This is a genomic window from Amycolatopsis orientalis (assembly GCF_000943515.2).
Classification (GTDB): domain Bacteria; phylum Actinomycetota; class Actinomycetes; order Mycobacteriales; family Pseudonocardiaceae; genus Amycolatopsis; species Amycolatopsis orientalis.
In genome coordinates, this window is the sequence record NZ_CP016174.1 from 3,930,295 (window position 1) to 3,950,286 (window position 19,992).

The following is a 19,992-nucleotide window of genomic DNA, read 5'->3' on the forward strand; positions in this document are numbered from 1 at the left end:
CCCGTACCCCTCCAGTCTGCCGCGCGGCGGCGCCGCGATGTGTGAAACGTTCCGCGGCGAACCCTTCAGCGCGGCTTAACTGTCGAACCGGACTTCGATCAGCCACTCGTCGTGCCCCTGGGTGCCGCGCACGATGGCCGAGTACCGCTGTTCCAGCAGCCCGGCGACCGGCCCCGTCTTCCTGTCACCGACCCGCAGCCCGTCGATCGTCGTGATCGGCAGTACCTCCCACGCGGTGCGGAGGAACATTCACGGGTGCAGAGGGAGCGGTTGTCCCGCTTCTGCAGCTTGGCCGCGTTCGCGCCGGCGGTGGCCGCCTGGCGCACCGGCTCGATGGCCTTGCCGAGGTCACCCTCGTGGTTGTGGCCGATCTCGGCGAGCGTCCAAGGCGACCCGTGTCGCGGAGCGTGCCGCACCATTTAGCGCGCCTTTACAGAACTGTTCAGCGCTGCTGAATCCATGGATGTATATGGTGGCGAATCGAGGGTTGATACACCTTGGAGATTAGGCAGATCGAGTGAATCGACGCGTCCTTCTTGACCGGTCGAGTCGGCCGGGTAAGTTGAATTTCAGCCAGGGGTGCGCGACCGGAAGGTGGCGCTGACGAGGGGGAGAGGCGAAAACGGGGGCAGTGCGACGCGCGCGCGGGTCGCATCACCGGTATTCGGCATGCCTGCGACCGGGTTTGCTGGAATTGGGCTGTCGTATCGCTGTCAGGCCGCTGACAGATCACTGAAACCGGCCCGATTGTCCGATTTACGCAAGATGCATTTCAGCGAAGTGAAATGTAGGTGAGCGCCAGGCGGAATTGATTTATCGCGAGAGGACCTACTGTGGGCGAAATTGCCCAGGAGTCGCCGAATCGGACGGCGGGCATGTTCGGGAGCCGGTGTGTGATATCCGCGCGCTGGTCGGCGGTCATGCGGCATCGCCGAAATGACAGGCGCATGGCGTCGAGCGCGTGGAGGACCCGCTGCCCGCGGGCAAGCGAGGTCCACGAATTCATGCTCCGCACGCCGTCGGCGACGAACTGCGCTCCGCCGCACACCTTCCAGGCCACGGCCACGTCATGTTCACCGCGGACTCCGAGGCGGTACCGGACAAGCGGTTCGACGGCCTGCTGCGGTCGATCCGTTTCCTGGTCGAGTAAATCCGCTCGACGGCTCGTCTCGCTTTCCACCTCCGAAGGAGACCCAGTGGCCGAACTCTCCGCGAAACGGTTCATCGCCACCACCCGGGTGATCACCAGTTTCGGTTTCTACCTCACCATCCCGCTGCTCGCCGTGGTCGCGTTGCGCGCGGGTTCGATGACGGTGGCCGAAGTCGGGATCCTGCTCGCCGCGCAAGCCCTGTTCCGGCGCGGCATGGCGATACCCAGCGGCATCCTGTGCGACCGCTACGGCGGCGCGAAGCTGCTGGTGGCAGGGCTGGCAGCGGAGGCGGTGGGTTATGTGCTGCTGAGCTCGTCCATCACGTTCTCGATCTGGCTGATCGCGGTCGTGGTGGACGGGGTCGGCGGCGCGGTCTACAACACGGCGAGCCGGGTCGTGCTCGCCGAGGCCTCGGACGACGCGGCCGCGTCCTCACTCGCGGGGTTCTACGTCGCGACCAACGTGGGCGCGCTGCTCGGCCCGCTGATCGCGGCGCTGGTGGCCGACCACTCGGCGCGGATCGTGCTGGCGATGTCGGCGCTCGCCTACGTCGTCAGCGCGATCGGCGCGTACCGGCGCTTCGGCAGGCACGCCGAAACCAGGGCCGCGACCGGGAAGTCCATCTGGCACAGCACGCGCCAGGCGATCAGGGATCCGAAGTTCCTCGTGTACTGCGGCCTGACGATTCCGCTGTGGTACGGGATTTCGCTGCTCGTTTCGGCGCTGCCGCTGGAAGCCAACGCCAAGCACCTCGGCTACTTCGGCGTCGGCCTGATCAACTCGCTCAACGCGGCGATGGTGGTCGCGTTCGGCACCATGGGCGGCCGGTGGGTGGACAAGCTCGACCACAAGCAGCGGCTTCGGCTGCTGGGCGCGGGATCGGCGATCATGGCCGCGGGCTGCCTGGTCTGCCTCGCGCCTGGCCGCTGGTCGCTGTACGCGGGCATCCTGGTGATCACCGTCGGCGAGCTGATCAACATCTGCGCGTCGGAGGCGGTGGCCGTGCGGTTCGCGCCGAAGGGTGCCACCGGGGTCTACCTCGGCTTCATCACCACCGCGTGGTCGGTCGCCGGTGTCGCGGTGAGCCTGCTCGCCGGCGCACTGCTGGGCGGTGAACCCGCCTCCCGGACCTTGTTCTGGGTGTTCAGCGCCGGGCTGCTGGTCGTCGGCGCGGTCGCGCTGGCGCTGTTCAGCAGGGTGCCGGTGAACCAACCGGTCCCCGTGGCCGACTGACGAGTGGAGGGAGACCCGCATGCGCATCGTGCGGTTCGCACACGGTGAAAGCACGGCGATCGCGTACCTCGTCGCCGACTCCGAGCCGCGGGTCGCCCAACGAGCTGCCGGTCGACGCCGCGAACTCGGTCGACAGGCTCATCCGGGTCAAGGTCACGGCGCAGCCGTCGTCGATCGCGCGCACGCCCGACGCCTCGCACAGCAGGCTGGGCTACGTGATGACGGTCTCGGAGACCGGCGAAGCGCGCGAAAGAGCTTGTCCTACAACAGTTGTTGCACACTAGGAACGGTGGAAGATGCACCTGCTCGTACTCGGTGCGTGGCCGGAGCTTGCCAACCAGCTGGTCGGACTGCCTGCCAGGGTTTCCCTGCTGCAAGCGCCGGGAGCGGCCAACGCGCGTGAGGCCGCCTGGGCGCACCACTACGTCGAAGTCGACTACACCGGCTTGGACCAGGGCATGCGGGCGGCGGCGGAGATCCACGCCGAGGACCCGGTGGATCTTGTCATCGGCCCGCGTGAGGCCTCGCTCGCTGTGGTCGGCGAGATCGCGCGCAAACTCGGCGTGCCCTCCATGCCCGGCCCGGTCGAGTCGCTCGGCGCGGACAAGGCCGAGGTCCGGCGGCTGCTCAACGGGGGCGGCTGCCACCAGGTCCCGTACCGGGTGTGCTTGCGGCCGGACGATCTCACAGCTTTCGTGAGCGAGCACGGGTTTCCCGCGATCGTCAAGCCCGCCAACGGTTTCGCCAGTTTCGGCGTGCACACCGTCACCGGCCCCGACGACGTCGATCCTGCGTGGGCGCATGCCGGCGACGTCGGTTTCGGCGCGGTGCTGGCCGAGAAGCTGCTGACCGGCCAGGAGTACAGCGTCGAGACGCTGTCCGTGGACGGCAGGCACGAGGTGGTCGCGGTGACCGAGAAGCTCACCACGGGCGCGCCGTACTTCGTCGAGACCGGGCATATCGTGCCCGCCAGGCTCGACACGCCCGCGCTCACCGCGGTGGGGCAGGAGGCGCTGCGCGCGCTGACCGCGATCGGGCACCGGCTGGGGCCGTCACACGTCGAGGTCATCCGCACCGAGGACGGCCCCGCGGTGATCGAGATCAACCGGCGCCTCGGCGGCGACCGGATCTGGGAGCTCGTCCAGCTGGCCACCGGCCGCGACATGGCACGCGAGGCACTGCTGCACGCCGCCGGCGTCGCCTTCGAACCGGCGAAGGTGCCGCCGAACGCGGCGGTGATCCGCTACCTGTATTCGACGGTCGACGCGCGGAGCGTCACCACGTTGCCGCACAACGCCGCCGCCGGGGTGCCGGGGCTGGTCCGCGTCGAGTTCTCGGTGGCCGGTGGCGCGCGGGTGCGGCCCGTGCTCTCGTCCAAGGGGCGGCTCGGCTACGTGCTGGTGCACGGCGTGGACTCGGAGCGGGCCGTGCAGGCGGCTGCCCAGGCGTACGACGCCGTGACCGCCGCACTGCTGCGATGACCGTCCGCTACCTGTCGCGGGCCGACCTGGGGTCCGTCGATCTGCCGATGGCAGAGGTCGTCGAAGCCGTCGGGCAGGTGTTCCGCGAAAAGGGGAGCGGCCGGGTGCTGATGCAGGGCAAGCATTGGCCGGCCCTTTCGCCCGACCGGTTCTACAGCGCGGAGAACGCCGGCTGGCATTGCATCTGGGCATCAAGGTCGCCCGGATGCAATGCCTCGTCCGAGTTCCGGCTCAGCCGAGCACCGTGCCCGAGTTCGCGGTGTTCCGGTCGCGCTTACGGGAGAACGCACCCAGGTCGATTTCCAGGCCGGTGCGCGGGGCACGGAACCGGACGGGGGTCGCGTCGTGGTCGGCTCCGTTCTCCACCTGGTCGATCAGTTCCGTCATCAGCTGCCCCACGACCGGCGCGTTCTTGAACTGGTTGCCGCTCGTTCCGATCGCGAGGTAGAAGCCCTGGAGATCGGTGCGGTCGTAGATCGGAGTCCAATCGTCGGCGACGTCGTAGACGCCCACCACGCCGCGCGCCCGGTTGGGCACCGCCAGATCGGGCAGTCGCCGCGCGGCCCGCGTCACCTGAGCCTCGAAGACCGCGGCCGTCGGGTGGATGTCGACGGCGTCCGGGTCGTCGGTCCACTGCAGCGGATCACACTCCGGTTCCGTTCCGCCGACGAGCAGGCCCCCTCCCGCTTCACCGCGGAAATAGGTGCCCAGATCCATGTCCGCCACCACGGGCCCTCCGTAGCCCTCCGGGACCGGCACGTGCGCTACTTCCTGCCTCATCGGCCGCACCCCGACCGTGAAATCGGAACCCACGCCGGCCAGCCGGTTCACCGCGCCCGACCACGGACCGGCCGCGTTGACCACGACGGCACAGGGAATCCGGGTGCCGTCCGACAGCCGCACCGACGTCACACGCCCGCCTGCCTTCTCCACTCCTGTCACCGCGCTTCGGAAGCGGAACTCCGCCCCACCCGCCGAGGCCGCGGAGGCGAGGTTCACGGCGGCGAGGCCCGGATCTGAGACGTAACCGGCGTCCGGGGTGTACACACCACCGAGCGAGTGTTTCGGTGAACTCGCGGGTGAGCGGTCACCCGGTCGAAGGACTCCCCATCCACAACTGGCCCGGGCGGCGCTGGGGGCTGGCGGGCGGACGCGGAAACCGACCTCGCCGCGCCCTGGCCCGGGTGGTCCGGGAACTGGGCGTGCTGGAGCTGTCACCGGAGGACCGGGTGCTGGAGTTCGTCCGGCTGGAAACCCCGGAGAACGCGTCGCATAGCGGAGTCTGCAGGCTACGGTGAGGATCATGCGTTTCGGACTCTTCGTCCCGCAGGGCTGGCGGCTGGACCTGACCGGCATCGAACCTGTGGACCACTGGAAAACCATGCTCGGCATCGCGAAACACGCGGAGGCCGGGCCCTTCGAATCGATCTGGGTCTACGACCACTTCCACACAGTGCCGGAACCGACCGAGGAGGCCACCCACGAGGCGTGGTCACTGATGTCGGCCTTCGCTGCGGCCACCGAGACCATCCGGCTCGGACAGATGTGCACCTGCATCGGTTACCGCAACCCGGCCTACCTGGCGAAGGTCGCCGCGACCACCGACATCATCTCTGGCGGGCGCGTCGAGATGGGTATCGGCGCCGGCTGGTACGAGCACGAGTGGCGGGCTTACGGCTACGGCTTCCCGAGCGCCGGCGAGCGGCTCGCCCGGCTCGACGAAGGCGTCCGAATCATGCGGGACCTGTGGACCACCGGAAGGTCCACCATAGAAGGCGACCACTACCGCACCGACGGCGCGATCCTGCGCCCGCTACCGCTGCAGGACGGCGGGATCCCCTTGTGGATCGCCGGTGGCGGCGAGAAGAAGACCCTGCGGATCGCCGCGCGATTCGCGAAGTACACCAACTTCGCCGCCGACATCGAGACATTCACCCGAAAGTCGGAGATCCTGGCCGGGCACTGCAAGGACGTCGGCACAGACTTCGGCGCGATCGTACGCTCGGCCAACCACAACGGCGTCATCGCCGAGACCGAGAAAGAGGTCCAGGACAAGCTGGCCTGGCTCAAGGACCACTACGCGAGGCACGCGTCCCCGGAAGCGTCCGAGCGCGCGTACTCGATCTTCACCGCCGGGGTGGGCATCGGTACACCCGAGCAGGTCGCCGAGCGACTGGCCAAGCTGGAAACGCTCGGCATGACCTACGCGATCTTCAACTTCCCCGAAGCCGCGTACGACCGCTCCAGCATCGACCTCTTCGCCAAGTATGTCGTCCCGGCGACGAACACCTAGCTAGGCGGCGCTGGCCCGCCTACTCATCGGCAATACCGAATACCTCGCGCCCCAAGGACTCTCGTCCGTTACCCGCGCTCTTCGCGGCATGAGCGGATGTTGCCATTTGCCGACCCACGTGAGATCTAGCCCTCAACCCTCGACACCTGCGCTCGACACGGCGGCACTGTAAGCGTCGACGGCAGCAGCTGCCAAGGCTGAGTCAGTCGAAACTTTGGCGCGCGCATCCGCAAGGAGCTGCACCGGATTCTCAGCCGTATCCTCCACAACGGACAGTTGGTCGATCGTTTCTGGTACTCGCTCGTGGAACGAGCGTAACAGTGTTGCGATGTACAAAAGGTAGGCCTGAAAACGTTCGCGCGCCAGCCAAAGATCGACCGACTCATCTGAAGATTGCCCGCTGGCCACCGTCGGCGCGTTGTCGCGATGCATCGTCAGCGAGTCGTAGCCCCAAAGGCAGGCGAGTGGTCTGAGCCATCCATCTCAGTAGGACATCCGCATCCCGGTTAGCGCCGATCTGCAGAATCTGGCCGTGCGTTACGGCGTCCAGGTCTTGTCGCACCAGCTCTGCGGCGAGGTCACAGAGCTGGTCGGTCCCGTTAGCGACGCGCACGTCGTAGAGTTGCCGAACGATCCGGTCTACCAGATCACACCCAAGGGGAACGCCGTCTAGCCGGCGGCCTGGTCGGCGTCGCCACGGGCCCGTGCAGCCTGTTCCGCGGCCTTGTACGAGTGCTCAGTGGGCGCCGACGCAATGATGTGGCTGCTATTGCTGGAAGTCGGATGGCCTGGGAAGAGGCGGAATGGGTGTCCTGCCAGGTCCGAGCATCACCCGAACGTGCTCTTGGGGCTGGTGCTCGGCGTGCTCCGGCGACCGCATCGCGCGTCGCATGCTGGCCGCCCTCGTGGCGGCACATTCACACCTGGCAAGTCGGCGTTCGCTGAACGCCACACCGTTGCCGGGACTTCCGCGCTGCTTGTCGCTGCGTCCACGTGCGGCTGCTCGGGGGTGTGCCGGTATGGCCAGGTATTGGGCGGGGATCGATTGATCGGAGATCCGTCCGATCTTCGCTGTAGTGGGGAGAGCGGGCGCGCCGTGGGTCAGGTCATCGACAGAGTGAACGTCGAGGATTTTCTGTGCCGAATCGGCACCAAGTCAGGTGCGACGGAGCGCTACGGCTGACTGGGTGCCATCAGCCCTCGGACTCAGTCCGACCAGCTGACCAAGCCGACGTAGCCGAAGCCCTGGTGGCCGCAGCCGGTCCAGGTGACGAGGTAGCCCTGGGCGCGTTTCTGCTGGGCGAGCTGGGAGCCTGCCGCGTTGCACTCGGCGAGGGTGGACCCGGTGACGGTCTGCTGGTAGTACGCGGGCACGGCCTGCGCGGGTGCGGTGACGGTGATCGACAGGACGGTGATGGCCATGGCGGCGAACAGTTTCTTCAGCACCGGATGAGCCAAGCACAGTGTCCGCGGCCGCTCTGCGGGTAATTTCCGCGGCATTCGAGCGCTTCTCGGGGCGGGACGCACCTGACGATGAAGAGTGAAATCCGGCAAAACGGGTAAATCCCGGTATGACTGAGGGTCGAGTAGCGGTGTTCGCGCCGTCTCCGCAGCTGACGGTGACGGTGGAAGAGTTGGACGGGGCGCCCGACGTCCACGTGCACGCGGGCGGGCAGGGGGTATGGCAGTCGCGGATGATCGAGGCGCTCGGCGCGCGGGCGGTGTTGTGCTGCGCGCTCGGCGGGGAGACCGGACAGGTGCTCAAACACTTGATCGGTGTCGATGCCGAGGTCCGGGAAGTCGCGGCACGCAACGGCGCCTACGTCCACGATCGGCGTGACGGCCGTCGTGACGAGATGGTGCGGATGCCCGCGGACGCGTTGACCCGGCACGAACTCGACGATCTGTACGAGTTGACCCTCGTCCAGGGGCTGCGCGCGGACGTCGCCGTCCTCAGCGGGCCGGACGAGGACGACGTGCCGGTGCCGCATTCGGTGTACGAGCGGCTCGTCAGGGACCTGGGCACGCAGGGCACGCCGGTCGTGGTGGACCTGTCCGGCGAACGGCTAGCCAAGGCGCTCGCGGGCGATCCGGCGGTGATCAAGATCAGTCACGAGGAAATGGTCGAGGATGGCCTGGCCAAGTCGGATTCGCTGCCCGATCTCGCGGACGGTTGTCGTGAGCTGGCGTCGGGCGGCGCCCGCGCGGTCGTGGTGTCCCGCGCGGCCGAAGAGACGCTCGCTTATCTCGAAGGGCGCCTGGTCCTGGTGGAGTCGCCCGATCTGACCCCGGTCGACACCCGCGGCGGCGGGGACTCGATGACCGCCGGGCTCGCGGTCGGCCTCGCGCAGGGCCGGTCGCTGGGGGACGCGGTGAAGCTCGGGGCCGCGGCAGGCGCGATCAATGTGACACGACACGGTCTCGGTTCGGGTAGCGACGGCGCCGTGCGGGAACTCACCGGACGAGTACGGCTGAAACCCTGGGAGGCCTCCTGATGCGTGCCCTGATCACCAACGACGACGGTATCGATTCCCCGGGGCTGGCGGCGCTGGCCCGGGGAGCCGTGGACCACGGCTGGACCGTGGTGGTCGCCGCGCCCGCGGCGGAGGCCAGCGGAACCAGCGCGGGCCTGACCGGCGCCGGGGAAGAGGGGCGGGTCACGGTCGAACGGCGGGAACTGTCCGGCCTCCCCGATGTCCCGGCCTTCGCCGTCGCCGCGCATCCCGGGCTGATCGCCTTGGCCGCGGCGCAGGGAACGTTCGGCGAGGCACCGGAGATCGTGCTGTCCGGGGTGAACCACGGGGCGAACGTCGGACGCGCGATCCTGCACTCCGGCACGGTCGGCGCGGCGCTGACCGCCTCGATCAACGGCGCCAGGGCTCTGGCGGTGTCCCTCGACGTGGGATTGGAACCTGGGCCGCGCCCCCACTGGGACACCGCCGTCGCCGTCGCCGCGACCCTGTTCGACAGGCTCACGGAACTGCCCGCGGGCACGGTCCTGAACCTCAACGTCCCCGACCGTGCCGAGGCGAGGCCGCCGACACGCACCGGACTGGCCGAATTCGGTGCGGTGCGCAGTCACGTCCAGAACGGCGAGGACGGCGCGTTCACCGTCGCCGCCATCACGGTCGAGGGCGAGTTGTCGCAGGGCAGCGACGCGCGTCTGCTGAGTGAAGGCCACGCGACGGTGACCGCGCTGAACTCGGTCAGCGAAAACCCCGACCTGGACTGGTGATCGCCCGCATGCCTGACGACAGGGAAAACGTGTCCGCGGCGGCACTCGCCGAGCTGACCCCGGAACAGCGAAAAGCGCGGCTGGGCCTGGCGCTGCTGCCTCTGGTGCAGAAACACCAGCCCATCCTCGCGGTGCACGTCACGAAAAGGCTCCTGGAACTGGACGACGACGAGGTGCTCGCCTTGCTCGAGAACGATTCGCGCCTCGAACGGAAGATCGACGAGGCGACGACCGAACTCGCGCACAGGCAGGTGGAGCGTGACGCTGCTTTGCGTCCAGAAGCAACCGGCCCTTGACCGTGAGTCTTGATCTCGATGGTGGCGTCGAGCAGCGTCCATCCGATTCTCCATATGTGGACCGGGTCTATCGCGCTGGGACGGCTGCCGGTACCGGTGGGGATGCGGTCCCCTCGCGAACTCGAACTGGGAGCTCGATGTTCTGTGCTCTCCATCATCGTTGCAACGGTCGTCCGGATTAACCCTGGCCACCCGTATTTCGCAGTGAGGCGGCAAACTCACCCCCATCCATGCAGGGGGTAGGCGTCATGTCGTAGCCGTGGGTCGCCAGACCAGTCACACTGGCCCTGGCGGCTTGGGAGGGAACTCTGCCGCCGATCGTCGGCAGGCCGTCTAGTACTGCAACGGCACTCAGGTGAGTGGGTAGCCTCGCCGTTTGTAGTGGCTGAGGCGGGCTTGGTGTTGTCGTCGGCGGCGGAATCGTGACCAGGACCATATGTGGTCGGCGGTGTCGGCGACACGCAGGAGGAGTTTGGTGAGCAGGCGCCGGATCTCCGGTAGCGTGAATCCGATCATGTCTGGTTCCTCGACACCGATTCCCCTTTTATGGCAAGGGATCTGGTGACGGCGAGCCACGCGTGCGCGAGCATGGACAGGGTCATGTGGGCATACCACGCTCGCCAGGATCGGACCTGGTAGTGGTCGAGCCCGGCTTCGTTTTTGGCTTGCTGGAAGCATTCCTCGATCCGCCAGCGGGATCCGGCGATCCAGGCCGGGTCCAGCAGCGTCGAGCGGCGGGGCCCGTAGCAGACGTAGTAGGCGATCTCGGTCGGATCGCTGATCGAACGCCGGGCGAGCAGCCAGTGCCCGTGTCCTGGCTGCCAGGCGATGCGGATCGGTGTCCTGGCCCAGTCGTATTCGCGGGGGCCGTGCGCCCCGGCACCGACCGACAGCCGCCGCCACGAGCGCTGCGGCAGGGCGGTGATCAGCTCATCCGCCCGGTGCTCGCCGCCGTCGATGGTGATCAGGGTGTCGTTGACCTTGGTGGCCAGCACATGCGCGGCGCCGCATTCTTCCAGCCATGCCCGCAGATACTTCACCTGCCCATACGCCTCATCGGCGGTGATCCACGCGAACGGCACACCCGCCTCGAACGCCCGTGCCAGCATCGCCATCGCGTGACGTGGTTTGGTCTCGAACTCGATCTCGTCCGGGATCCCGGCCGCACGGGCGCGGTCCCGGTCGGCGATCCACGGCTCCGGCAGATACAGTTCCCGATCGATCAGCGCATGCCCGCGATCCGAGGCATACGCCAGGAAAGTCCCGATCTGGCAGTTCTCGATCCGGCCGGCGGTTCCCGAGTGTTGCCGCTGCACACCGGCGGATTTGGTGCCCTTCTTCAGGAACCCGGTGTCGTCCACGATCAGCACACCACCCGGCACACCCAGGTGCTCGCGGCCAGCGTTCCGGCTACCGTGTCGCGGTCCTCGGGATGTTTGTGTGACAGCAGTAGCTCGGTCGTGGGCTGGACGGTACCCGGCGCGTAGCCGTGAAGCCGGGCGACGTCGTCGGACCATTCCCAGGACTGGTCGGCGAAGTGGAACCGGAAACTGCCGATGGCGTGCGGATGCCCGGCGATGATCCGGTTCAGCGCTGAATGCGAAGCATCTCCGTCGGAGGCGGCGGTGTCGGTCACCGGCTTAATCTGCCAAGGTCACTGACCGTCACGACAGTTCACTTCACCGGAGCGCAGCGGGTCGCCATCGCTGTCCTGTACCGCTTTGCCGAGCCGACGTCGCACACGTGGCGATCCTGGGAACCGCAGCGCGCCGATGACAAGGGGTGGCAATGACGACCGGGAGCGGCCCTGGAAGAGAAGCTCCGTTCTCGGTGACCACCGCCAGGCCCGATCGCGCACCGGCCGTCGTCACTGCCAGCGGAGAAATCGACCAGGTCACTTCCGAGCATCTGCAGGCGGCGTTCGACCAAGCCGTCGAACCATCCCCGCCGAGTTTGCTGATCGACCTTCGGAGAGTCGTATTCTGCGATTCCACTGGTTTGTCGACCCTGATCGGCCTCCGCGGTCGCGCCATCACTCTAGGTCTTCAACTCCAGATAGTGCCGTCGTCGACGCTCCTCCGACTGGCGGAGCGAACAGGCCTGTCGACGTTCCTGCCGTTTACGGACTCGTGACCCACGCCGGCGGAATCCGGGTCGCCGGGGGAAGACCATCAGCCCTCCTGCTGTCTCGGTAAAGGGAAAGAACGTGGAGACGGCGGTATCGGCCGGTATTCGCAAGAGTGCGATACGGAAAAGGTGCGAAGCCTGCTTTGCCCGTGTTCGACATCGAAACTCTTGCCGCTCAAGAAATCCACCGCGCCGTGGGCACGCGCTGCTGTATGCCCCTGAATTCCTGTGCGCCATCGTCGGCGCCACTCGTTCATGTGAACGGGCCGCTCTCGAAGATCACGCTGAGACGGCCTGAAGCCGCCATCCGGATGACCCTGGCTGGCCGAAGGCAACCTGCGCGCGTGAAGTCTCGCCGCCGCAAAGTTTTGACTCACTGTGACTGTTAGCGTGCGGAGAGAAGTCGTGATCTTGAATGAGGAGGCATTCGATGAACCGTTTAGTCAGCGCAGCGCTGAGCGCGGTTGTCGCCGCGGCCCTGCTGATCGTGTCGAGTCCGTCGGCCATGGCCGCGGCGGGCAACGTGGTGGTGTTCTCGACCGAGTTCGAGCGTTTGGAAACCTATAGGAATCCCGAAGGCTGCAACAAACTTCCGTTGAGCGCTCATGTTCTCGCCAATCTCAGCTCCTCCGACCTGGTCATCCACGGAGATCCGCTTTGCCTGACCCCTGGCTTGACGGTCAGTCCTGGATACGGCTCGCACGTCACACCGGGAAGCGGATCGTTCTCGATCAGCCGGTGATCGTTTCGAGTGACAACGTGACCGAGAAAGGCTCAAGTGTCTGTCGATCTTGTCGTTGTAGGAGTGGGTTACGTCGGGCTGCCGCTGGCCGCGGCCGCCAGTGCGGCAGGGTTGTCGGTTCTCGGATACGACACCTCACCGCGGACGGCGGAAGGGGTGGCCGCAGGCCGATCGCATGTGCCCGATGTGTCCGCGGCCCGGTTGCGGGCCATGCGGGCGAACGGCTTCACGGTGACGACCGACCCGGCGGTCCTCGGTGACGCGGACACGATCGTGGTCTGTGTGCCCACCGGCTTGAACTCCCATGGCGGACCCGATCTCGAAGCCGTGCGATCCGCGGCGACGACGGTCGCCGAGCAGTTGCGGCCCGGCACGCTGGTGGTGCTCGAGTCGACGAGCTTTCCCGGCACCACCGAGGAGATCGTCCTGCCGATCCTGGAAAAACACGGCCTGAGCGCCGGGGAGGACTTCTTCCTCGCGTATTCACCCGAGCGGGTCGATCCGGGAAACTCCCGGTTCGGTGTGCGTAACACGCCGAAGGTGATCAGCGGGCATACCCCGTTGTGCGCCAAGCATTGTGCGGCGTTCTACGGACGGTTCGTCGACACGCTGGTAGTGGCGCGCGGTACGCGGGAAGCGGAGATGGCCAAGCTGCTGGAGAACACCTACCGCTACGTGAACATCGCCCTGGTCAATGAGATCGCGATCTTCTGCGACCAGATCGGCGTCGATGTGTGGGACGTGCTGCACTGCGCGGCGACCAAGCCGTTCGGTTTCATGCCTTTCGTACCTGGCCTCGGCGTCGGCGGGCATTGCATCCCGATCGACCCCAAATACCTGCTGGACAAGGCCGAGCGGGAGGGCACGCTGCTCGGCGTCGTGCACGCGGCGCGGCTGGTGGACGACCGGATGCCGGAACATGTCGTCGAACGGGTGACGCGGTTGCTGGCAGAACACGGCAAACCCCTGCGGGGCGCGAAAGTCTTGCTGCTGGGTGTCGCGTACAAGCCCGACGTTCCGGATACGCGTGAGTCCGCCGCCATCCGGATCGCCGTCCGGTTGCGCGCACTCGGCGCCGAGCTGTCCTACCACGATCCGGTGGCCGCCCCGGTGCCCGAGCTGGGGCCACCGGCGGAAGATCTCGACGCGGCGCTGCGTGCAGCGGAGGTCACCGTGCTGGCGGTGGCGCATCGCGCCTACGACCTCGGCCGGCTGAACTCGACGGCCAGGCTGCTGTTCGACGTGACGGGACAGGTTCCCGGAGAGGAGGTCGTCCGGCTTTGAACGTCCTGCCGGGTTGAGAGACGGCTGGACGCGTACGTGAAGTGATCCGAGCTTCCCAGAAAAGGAGAGTGCACGAATGACCGCAGCGGTCAAGAACGACAGGCTCAAGAAGCGTTTCCAGAAGTGGGACGTCAATGGGAACGGCAAGATCGAGAAGTCCGATTTCGAAGCCGAGGCCTCTCGGATCATCGAGGCGTTCGGTGAGGACCCGACGTCACCTCAGGCACGCGCGGTGCGAGACTCGTTCGCGACGATGTACGAGTATCTGGCGACCAAGGCGGGCACGGGCCCGAAGGGGCCGCTGAACGAGCGGCAGTTCACCGAAGTGATCGAAGCGCAGATCTTCCAGGAAGGTGACTCGGGATTCGACCGGGTGGTCCGTCCCACCATCGCGGCGATCGTCGGTCTGTGCGACACCGACGGCGACGGCGAGGTCAATCAGCAGGAGTTCGGCAAGTGGCTGGCCGCCATCGGTGTCGAATCCTCGGCCACGGCGTCCGCGTTCCGCGCGATCGACGTCAATGGCAACGGGAAGCTGACCGTCGACGAACTCGTGCGAGCGGTGCGCGACTACCACATGGGCAAGATCGACGTACCACTGCTGGGCAAGTAACGACGGCATGGCGTTTCGGTGGTGAGTGGCCCGCTTCCGGGTTACTCACCACCGGCCGCGGAATCGCACCTCCCCCTCCGGTTTCAACCCGATCTCCTCGCCGGAAACCGGGCGCGCGGTGTGAATGAGAATGTTGTAGTGGTTGGGAAAATGGCAGCCGTCGAAGCCGAGCACGGTGCCGACCAGCTCGTCGCCGAGCCAGACCTCGTCGCCGCGGTCGATCACCCCGGCGCGGTCGATTTCGGCGAACCCGAGGAAGGCGACGCGGTCGATCCGTGCTCCGGGAGCCGTGTCCTGGTGGTTCGTCGTGACCAGCTCGTGTACCTCGCCGACGCGAACGCAGCGGCTGGCGAAGGGTTCGAGACTCATTCCCCGGTCGTCACGGTGATGTACGAGCACCTTCACCACGGTGCCGGTGATCTCCCGTTTCGGTCCGTCCTCCCGCATCGTGCTCCCTTCGATAGCATTCGTCCACTATGGACAAAATGGCGAGGCCGTTGTCGTGCCGCGATCCACCTACGCGCACCGCGGCCGCGAACTCACGGAGCAATCCGGCGTACTCGTGCCAGAGCGATTCCTTGAACTTCGGGAAGCCCGCCAGCATGTCGGCACGCCACACGGTCCCGTCCGTCAGCCGGACCTCGATGTCCTTGGTCTCGCCGGGATATGACCAGTCGAGTTCCACGACCGCACCGTCGAGCACGAGTGTCGCCCGCCGGTCGACACCGTCCTCGTCACGCTGGATCCGTACGTCGCGCAGCGTCACCGTGCCCAGGAACAGTTCGACGAGGTCGAGCGCGTTCGGTCCGTTGTCCGCCACACAGCCGCCGCCGCAGCGTGCCGCGTCGAGGTACCAGCGGTCACGGCCGACGTGCTCTTCGATCCGCTCCAGATACCGCACGGTCAGCGAGGCGATCGGTGCCCCGCCGACGAGCTTCTCGCGCAGCGCGCGCACGTTGCCGTTGTACCGGCGATGAAACGCGGTGAACAGAGCGACATCTCGTGCATCGGCCCTGGCCACCAGATCCTCGCCGTCCGCGAGCCTGGTGGCGAGCGGCTTCTCGACGCACACCGGCAGGCCCGCGTCCAGTACGTCCCGGCACACCGTGGCGTGGACGTCGTTGGGCGCTGTCACGATCACCGCGTCGAGGCCTCCGGCGGAGAGCATCGCACGGTGATCGCCGAACCCCGGCACCGGGGAATCGCGCAACGCGGCGGGGTCGAGATCGCAGACGGCGGCGAGCTCGACGTCGGGAGACCGCTCCACCGCGGCGAGATAAAACCGCGAGATGACACCGAGGCCCACGACACCGACCCGGATCATCCGGCCTTCCTTTCCAACGCCGAAGACAGTTCGTCGTACACCGCTTCCGGCACCGGCACCCCGCGTGCACGGCGCCGCGCGGCTCGCTCGCCCTCATACCAGCCGGGGTAGACGACCGGGGCGGCGGGATCCTGTGCGGGCCAGTCGCGCACCGCGGCGAAGAGCGCGGCCGCGTCGGCGGCGAATCCCGCGCGCAACAGCTCCGGTGCGATCGCCAGCGCCATGACCCCGATGTCGTCGTCGTTTTCCCCGTCGGCGGACAACGCGCCGAGCGCGGCGCCGGGTACCAGCGCACCGAGTACCTCGACCAGCAGGCCGAGGCCGAAACCCTTGTAGGCGCCCGTTTCGGGGTCGCCGCCCAGCCAGAGCAGGCGGGCCTCGCCCCGGTCGAACGCGGCGGCGTCGGTCACCGGTGAGCCGTCTTCGGCGGCCAGCCAGCCCGGCGGGATCGGCCTGCGCTCCCGTGCCGCGGCGCGCACCCGGCCGGTCGGCACGACGGTGGTGCTCATGTCGAGTACGAACGGATGCGCGTCACCGGCGGGACAGGCCAGCGCGAGCGGATTCGTTCCGAGCATCGCGGCCGCGCCGCCCGGTGGCGGGGCGATGCGTTGGCCGCCGCAGTTCGAAGCGAGCAGGCCGATCATGCCGTGGGTGACCGCCCGTGCGGCATGGTGGCCGGCGCAGCCGATGTGGGTGGCGCCGCGACACGACACCAGGCCGATGCCGTGTCGCGAGGCCCTGGCACACGCGAGTTCCATGGCCTGCGAAGCCGACCACAAGCCGAGCGTCCGGCGCGCGTCGGCGAGGACGCAAGCGCCGAGATCGGTCTGCACGACCATGTTCGCCCGCGGATCGGCGCGTCCTCGGTCGAGCAGCGGCAGGTACAGCCGGGTCAGGTTGATCAGGCCGTGCGAGCTCACTCCGGTCAGGTCGCCGTGACACAGCGCCGTGGCGGCGATCGTCGCCCGCTCCTCGGGGACACCCCGGTCGGCGAAGATCCTGGCGACCATGGACAGAAGGGCCTGGTAGGGCACCAGTACGGTCATGCTGCTCCATTCCGGCTGAACTCCACGACGATTTCCCGCACGAGATCGCTGAAGCGGTCGAGGTCCGCGACATCGGCGTACTCCCCGCTCGAGTGAGCGTTGTTGGCGCCCAAGGAGCCGGGGCCGAGGACTGCTGTCCGTGTGTCCGGGACGCCGGCGAGCCAGATGGCGTCACAGGTGAAGCCGGGTTCGTCGTCCGGCCACCGCGGTACGAGCCTGTCCAGCAGCGGGATCTCCTGTGCGGGCAGGGCGGGGAGGCCGCGTTTCCGCCAGTGCACGCCGGTGATCGCCGCCGCGTCGGCCGCGGTGCGGCGGAAGGGCGGCGAATCCCCGAACCGGGCACTGAACTCGGTGAGGCCGGAGCGCAGGCCGTCCTCCAGGGCCGCGGCCATTTTCGACGCCGATTCCTCGCTGTCGTAGGGCAAATTGAGCAGCAGCTCACCACGGCCGTACACCCGGTTGTGCATGCGTCCGGTGTGCAGGCCCGCCATGCAGAACCGCCCGTGCGGCGTCAGATCGTGGGCGAGGTGCTGGGCGAGGAAGCCCAGCAGGACCGTCGCGTTGTGCCCGCGGTGCGGCTCGTCGTCGATCGCGTCGTCGCCGTCCACCCGCAGACACGCGGTCATCGATGCCGAGCATCGCGGCAGGTACCGCAGTCCGGTCGGTTCGCAGAAGACGTTGAGCTCGCCGTGGAATCCGGCCTCCACGAGCGGGCGGGTGCCGAACGTGCCCATCGCGCCGCCTTCCTCACCGGACACCGCCTGGATGAGCACTCCGGCGTCCCTGCCGACCGCCGGATCCGCCGCCAGCGCCGCGCGGACACCGGCCAGCAGCGCCACCGCGGGCCCCTTGGCGTCGATGGCGCCCCGGCCGGTGAACCTGGTCCCGTCGAAGCCCGCCGGTTCGAACGGCGCCACCGTGTCGAGATGCACGTTGAACATGACGGCCGGAGCGGCGGGTCCGATCCGGAGTACGAGGCTCGGCTGGCAGGCGAGGAAGTCCGGCCCGGTGTCGCGGACCGCGGCCGGGACACCTGGGCGGTCGAGCACCGACGGGGCCGGGGCGGCGAGGTGCAGTGTGGCGAAGCCGATCTCGGCCGCCGCGTCGGCGTAGACGCGCATCGCGTCCCACAGCCGGACTTCGCCGGTCGTTTCGAGCGGGCCCGCGGTCGGCAGGTCGACCAGCCGTAGCAGCAGGTCGCGGTCGGCCGGGATCACCGGAGCAGTCCGGCCATCGCCCGCCCCGCCGCGATGAACTTCATCGCCGCGTCCGGCGCCGGCTCACCCGGTTCGTGCGGCCGCATCGCCAGATGGGGTTCCACGGACCACGCACCGCTGTATCCGGCGGCCCGCAGCAGTTTGACGCAGTCCGCGACCCGCGCGGAGCCCTCACCCGGGATGGTGAAGCCGTGTTCGTCCGCGTCCTTGACGTGCACGTGTTCGACGTGGTCGACGATGTCGGCCAGCAGGTCGAAACCGTCGTAACCGTGGGCGACGCCGTTCCCGGTGTCGAACAGCAGTTTCAGCGCCGGGCTCGCGACCTCGTCCAGCAGTTCGAGCATCCGTTCGGCGTTCGTGCCCGCCCAGCCCGAGCAATTCTCGTGCAGCAGCGTCACGCCGTGGCGCTCGGCGCGGTCGGCGAGGACGGTGACCCGCTCGATCACCCGCGCGCGCCAGTCGGAATCGCCGAGACCGGCGTTGGGATACGACATGATCCGCAGGTGGCGGGTGCCGATTGCCCGTGCTCGCTTGGCGAGGACATCGAGTTCGGCGAGGTCGTGCCGGAAGTCGGTGGAGATCGGCCGCGCCCAGTTCCCGATCCGGGATGCCAGGCAGACGACCCGGAGGCCGTTGTCGGACAAGGCGGCCGCCACGGCTTCGAACCGTTCATCGGTGAGTTCGGCGAGGGCGACTTGATCGATGTTGCGCAGTTCGATCGCCTGCCAGCCCAGTGCGCGGAGTACCGAGATCTGCCCTTCGATGTCCGGCGCCGCCTCGTCGGTGATACCGGCCAGTACCGGGTCACCCGGCACGGGTGGCCCCCACTGGGGGTTCGGGCCGTGAGACCGGTTCCGCGCAGATGTTCTTGGCCACCGAGAGCAGCTGCACCACCTCGGTTGCGAAGGTGAACCCCAGCGTCTGCTCCTCGCCCAGCTGGAACTTCTGGTAGGCCTGGAACACCCACTCGGTCATCGCGTCGTCCCGAAGCACGTCATGGTCGGATCGGCCGTTCGAACTCAGGGTCAGTTGGGAGTGGTGATCATCCCCGCTCACCGCGAAGTGCCCGACCGCGCCGCCTTTCTCGAATTCGACGGTGACCCGCCGCTCGCGCACCGGGGACGTGAGATCCGAACGGATTTCCGTGTGGACACCCGTGTTGTGCCGGAGGCCGACGACGGCTCCGCCCATCCGCGGGCCGAGGTTGCCTTCCACTTCGAGATCGCTTCCGGAGGCGTGGGTGACCCGTGCGGCGCCCGCGAGCCGGAGAGCGAGCGCGACACCGTGCGGCAATTCGACGTCGAAGGCCGTCGGATGACCGGGTGCCATGAGTGAACGGCGGAATCGTGGTTTGTTCTGCACGATGTCGATCGACTTCGGAGCGCCGAACCGGCCACCGCGGATCAGTTCGACCAGCCGCCACGTGAGGGTGCTGGTGAGCCACGGCTCGACGACTTCGATATGCAGTTTGTGCTTACGGCGCAAGCGGATGATCCGGGCGAGATCGTCGATGTCGGCGGCGAGCGGCTTCTCCACGATGATCTTGCGGAAGCCCAGCTTGGCGAGTTCGGAGAGCACCGTGAGGCGTTCGGTCGGCGGTGTGCAGACGTGCACGACGGTTTCGGCGGGGTCGAGACCGTCGGCGGCGGAGTCGAGTGTCGGCTCGACCACGAGACCTGCCCGGTCGGCGACGTTCTGGCGTGGGTCACACGCCACGACGGGCGCGTCGCCGAAAAGTTGCGGAGTGCTGGCACGGAGTTTGGCCAGGACCGGCAGATGCAGTCCCGCGCCTGCCCTGCCGAGTCCCACGACGAATGAACGCACTGGTGAGCCTGCCCCTCGAGTTTCGCATTCGAAATCCCCTCGCAAAACTGGCATCCGGGAAGATCAACTGTCAATACTTTCCCCTTGAGTTGACCAGGAAGTGCGACTCCGCCGAGTAGACGGTTT

The 19,992-nt window shown here is 67.6% G+C and carries 24 protein-coding genes and 1 pseudogene; 13 read left to right on the forward strand and 12 right to left on the reverse strand.

All coding sequences use genetic code 11. The features are described 5' to 3' along the window. Nucleotides 1-75 precede the first annotated feature (75 nt). Nucleotides 76-249, reverse strand: coding sequence for a hypothetical protein (locus tag SD37_RS43170; protein WP_167369647.1), 174 nt, complete (start codon nucleotides 247-249; stop codon nucleotides 76-78). Nucleotides 250-961: 712 nt separating this feature from the next. Here SD37_RS43170 and SD37_RS43175 point away from each other — a divergent pair. Genes SD37_RS43175 through SD37_RS17230 form a run of 4 tightly spaced genes read left to right on the forward strand, consistent with a single transcriptional unit; the run spans nucleotide 962 to nucleotide 3,865 of the window. Continuing rightward, nucleotides 962-1,150 (forward strand): hypothetical protein, encoded by a 189-nt coding sequence (locus SD37_RS43175; protein WP_167369648.1) that lies wholly within the window; start codon nucleotides 962-964, stop codon nucleotides 1,148-1,150. 46 nt (nucleotides 1,151-1,196) lie between these two features. Continuing rightward, nucleotides 1,197-2,384: an MFS transporter gene (locus tag SD37_RS17225; RefSeq protein WP_044850552.1), complete on the forward strand. Its 1,188-nt coding sequence runs from the start codon at nucleotides 1,197-1,199 to the stop codon at nucleotides 2,382-2,384. A 44-nt stretch (nucleotides 2,385-2,428) separates the two neighbouring features. Then, nucleotides 2,429-2,668, forward strand: a complete 240-nt coding sequence (locus SD37_RS42670) for a hypothetical protein (protein WP_145926651.1) — start codon at nucleotides 2,429-2,431, stop codon at nucleotides 2,666-2,668. A 12-nt stretch (nucleotides 2,669-2,680) separates the two neighbouring features. Beyond that, on the forward strand, nucleotides 2,681-3,865 hold the full coding sequence (locus tag SD37_RS17230; RefSeq protein ID WP_052674828.1) for an ATP-grasp domain-containing protein: 1,185 nt from the start codon (nucleotides 2,681-2,683) through the stop codon (nucleotides 3,863-3,865). A gap of 231 nt (nucleotides 3,866-4,096) precedes the next feature. On the opposite strand, the gene SD37_RS17235 is transcribed toward SD37_RS17230, so the two are convergent. Continuing rightward, a complete protein-coding gene (locus tag SD37_RS17235) occupies nucleotides 4,097-4,912 on the reverse strand; it encodes an NAD(P)/FAD-dependent oxidoreductase (protein WP_236725396.1) in 816 nt (271 codons plus the stop codon). A gap of 32 nt (nucleotides 4,913-4,944) precedes the next feature. Between SD37_RS17235 and SD37_RS43770 the strand changes: the two genes are divergently transcribed. Next, the gene (locus SD37_RS43770; protein WP_044852865.1) at nucleotides 4,945-5,163 is read left to right on the forward strand and encodes a hypothetical protein; all 219 of its coding nucleotides are present in this window, start codon (nucleotides 4,945-4,947) and stop codon (nucleotides 5,161-5,163) included. Between the two features lie 5 nt (nucleotides 5,164-5,168). Continuing rightward, entirely contained in the window at nucleotides 5,169-6,158 is a 990-nt protein-coding gene (locus SD37_RS17240) for an LLM class F420-dependent oxidoreductase (RefSeq protein WP_044853423.1), read from the forward strand. A 132-nt stretch (nucleotides 6,159-6,290) separates the two neighbouring features. Here SD37_RS17240 and SD37_RS42675 read toward each other — a convergent pair whose 3' ends face one another. Both SD37_RS42675 and SD37_RS17245 read right to left on the reverse strand, forming a co-directional pair. Next, nucleotides 6,291-6,590, reverse strand: coding sequence for a hypothetical protein (locus SD37_RS42675; protein WP_145926652.1), 300 nt, complete (start codon nucleotides 6,588-6,590; stop codon nucleotides 6,291-6,293). Between the two features lie 774 nt (nucleotides 6,591-7,364). Beyond that, nucleotides 7,365-7,604 (reverse strand): hypothetical protein, encoded by a 240-nt coding sequence (locus SD37_RS17245; protein ID WP_145926653.1) that lies wholly within the window; start codon nucleotides 7,602-7,604, stop codon nucleotides 7,365-7,367. Nucleotides 7,605-7,729: 125 nt separating this feature from the next. Here SD37_RS17245 and SD37_RS17250 point away from each other — a divergent pair, with 125 nt between their 5' ends. The 3 genes from SD37_RS17250 to SD37_RS17260 are packed head-to-tail and all read left to right on the forward strand — an operon-like array spanning nucleotide 7,730 to nucleotide 9,689. Continuing rightward, nucleotides 7,730-8,653 (forward strand): 1-phosphofructokinase family hexose kinase, encoded by a 924-nt coding sequence (locus SD37_RS17250; RefSeq protein ID WP_044852867.1) that lies wholly within the window; start codon nucleotides 7,730-7,732, stop codon nucleotides 8,651-8,653. Next, nucleotides 8,653-9,393, forward strand: a complete 741-nt coding sequence (surE, locus tag SD37_RS17255) for a 5'/3'-nucleotidase SurE (protein ID WP_044852868.1) — start codon at nucleotides 8,653-8,655, stop codon at nucleotides 9,391-9,393. The genes SD37_RS17250 and surE overlap by 1 nt, the downstream gene beginning before the upstream one ends. After that, on the forward strand, nucleotides 9,390-9,689 hold the full coding sequence (locus SD37_RS17260; RefSeq protein ID WP_044852869.1) for a hypothetical protein: 300 nt from the start codon (nucleotides 9,390-9,392) through the stop codon (nucleotides 9,687-9,689). The genes surE and SD37_RS17260 overlap by 4 nt, the downstream gene beginning before the upstream one ends. A 512-nt stretch (nucleotides 9,690-10,201) precedes the next feature. Here the strand turns inward: SD37_RS17260 and SD37_RS17265 are convergent. Further along, nucleotides 10,202-11,083, reverse strand: a pseudogene (locus tag SD37_RS17265) (IS701 family transposase); the annotation flags it as partial. Further along, nucleotides 11,053-11,325: a PAS domain-containing protein gene (locus SD37_RS43485; protein ID WP_201788937.1), complete on the reverse strand. Its 273-nt coding sequence runs from the start codon at nucleotides 11,323-11,325 to the stop codon at nucleotides 11,053-11,055. The pseudogene SD37_RS17265 and the gene SD37_RS43485, both read right to left, overlap by 31 nt. Before the next feature lie 194 nt (nucleotides 11,326-11,519). On the opposite strand from SD37_RS43485, the gene SD37_RS17270 reads away from it, so the two are divergent. From SD37_RS17270 to SD37_RS17285, 4 genes are all read left to right on the forward strand, one after another. After that, nucleotides 11,520-11,822 (forward strand): STAS domain-containing protein, encoded by a 303-nt coding sequence (locus tag SD37_RS17270; RefSeq protein ID WP_236725397.1) that lies wholly within the window; start codon nucleotides 11,520-11,522, stop codon nucleotides 11,820-11,822. A 424-nt stretch (nucleotides 11,823-12,246) separates the two neighbouring features. Next, nucleotides 12,247-12,558 (forward strand): hypothetical protein, encoded by a 312-nt coding sequence (locus SD37_RS17275; RefSeq protein ID WP_044852871.1) that lies wholly within the window; start codon nucleotides 12,247-12,249, stop codon nucleotides 12,556-12,558. 36 nt (nucleotides 12,559-12,594) lie between these two features. Beyond that, a complete protein-coding gene (locus SD37_RS17280; RefSeq protein ID WP_044852872.1) occupies nucleotides 12,595-13,842 on the forward strand; it encodes a nucleotide sugar dehydrogenase in 1,248 nt (415 codons plus the stop codon). Nucleotides 13,843-13,918: 76 nt separating this feature from the next. Then, a complete protein-coding gene (locus SD37_RS17285; protein ID WP_044852873.1) occupies nucleotides 13,919-14,455 on the forward strand; it encodes an EF-hand domain-containing protein in 537 nt (178 codons plus the stop codon). Between the two features lie 45 nt (nucleotides 14,456-14,500). Here the strand turns inward: SD37_RS17285 and SD37_RS17290 are convergent, their stop codons facing one another. From SD37_RS17290 to SD37_RS17315, 6 genes are read right to left on the reverse strand one after another with little or no spacing between them, the layout of a single operon-like run. Then, nucleotides 14,501-14,902, reverse strand: a complete 402-nt coding sequence (locus SD37_RS17290) for a DUF6917 domain-containing protein (RefSeq protein WP_044852874.1) — start codon at nucleotides 14,900-14,902, stop codon at nucleotides 14,501-14,503. Then, nucleotides 14,835-15,779 (reverse strand): Gfo/Idh/MocA family protein, encoded by a 945-nt coding sequence (locus SD37_RS17295; protein ID WP_044852875.1) that lies wholly within the window; start codon nucleotides 15,777-15,779, stop codon nucleotides 14,835-14,837. The genes SD37_RS17290 and SD37_RS17295 overlap by 68 nt, the downstream gene beginning before the upstream one ends. Then, on the reverse strand, nucleotides 15,776-16,825 hold the full coding sequence (locus tag SD37_RS17300) for an Ldh family oxidoreductase (RefSeq protein WP_044852876.1): 1,050 nt from the start codon (nucleotides 16,823-16,825) through the stop codon (nucleotides 15,776-15,778). The genes SD37_RS17295 and SD37_RS17300 overlap by 4 nt, the downstream gene beginning before the upstream one ends. Further along, nucleotides 16,822-18,042: a M20/M25/M40 family metallo-hydrolase gene (locus SD37_RS17305; protein ID WP_044852877.1), complete on the reverse strand. Its 1,221-nt coding sequence runs from the start codon at nucleotides 18,040-18,042 to the stop codon at nucleotides 16,822-16,824. Before SD37_RS17305 ends, SD37_RS17300 begins: the two co-directional genes overlap by 4 nt. Beyond that, nucleotides 18,039-18,857, reverse strand: coding sequence for a sugar phosphate isomerase/epimerase family protein (locus SD37_RS17310; protein ID WP_044852878.1), 819 nt, complete (start codon nucleotides 18,855-18,857; stop codon nucleotides 18,039-18,041). Before SD37_RS17310 ends, SD37_RS17305 begins: the two co-directional genes overlap by 4 nt. Continuing rightward, nucleotides 18,847-19,866: a Gfo/Idh/MocA family oxidoreductase gene (locus SD37_RS17315; RefSeq protein ID WP_052675036.1), complete on the reverse strand. Its 1,020-nt coding sequence runs from the start codon at nucleotides 19,864-19,866 to the stop codon at nucleotides 18,847-18,849. Before SD37_RS17315 ends, SD37_RS17310 begins: the two co-directional genes overlap by 11 nt. Between the last annotated feature and the right edge of the window lie 126 nt (nucleotides 19,867-19,992).

Coding starts and splice junctions, on each gene's coding strand:
- SD37_RS43170 (WP_167369647.1), bottom strand. CDS start 249: ATGTTCCTCCGCACCGCGTGGGAGGTACTGCCGATCACGACGATCGAC.
- SD37_RS17230 (WP_052674828.1), top strand. CDS start 2,681: ATGCACCTGCTCGTACTCGGTGCGTGGCCGGAGCTTGCCAACCAGCTG.
- SD37_RS17240 (WP_044853423.1), top strand. CDS start 5,169: ATGCGTTTCGGACTCTTCGTCCCGCAGGGCTGGCGGCTGGACCTGACC.
- SD37_RS42675 (WP_145926652.1), bottom strand. CDS start 6,590: ATGCATCGCGACAACGCGCCGACGGTGGCCAGCGGGCAATCTTCAGAT.
- SD37_RS17250 (WP_044852867.1), top strand. CDS start 7,730: ATGACTGAGGGTCGAGTAGCGGTGTTCGCGCCGTCTCCGCAGCTGACG.
- surE (WP_044852868.1), top strand. CDS start 8,653: ATGCGTGCCCTGATCACCAACGACGACGGTATCGATTCCCCGGGGCTG.
- SD37_RS17275 (WP_044852871.1), top strand. CDS start 12,247: ATGAACCGTTTAGTCAGCGCAGCGCTGAGCGCGGTTGTCGCCGCGGCC.
- SD37_RS17285 (WP_044852873.1), top strand. CDS start 13,919: ATGACCGCAGCGGTCAAGAACGACAGGCTCAAGAAGCGTTTCCAGAAG.
- SD37_RS17290 (WP_044852874.1), bottom strand. CDS start 14,902: ATGCGGGAGGACGGACCGAAACGGGAGATCACCGGCACCGTGGTGAAG.
- SD37_RS17295 (WP_044852875.1), bottom strand. CDS start 15,779: ATGATCCGGGTCGGTGTCGTGGGCCTCGGTGTCATCTCGCGGTTTTAT.
- SD37_RS17300 (WP_044852876.1), bottom strand. CDS start 16,825: ATGACCGTACTGGTGCCCTACCAGGCCCTTCTGTCCATGGTCGCCAGG.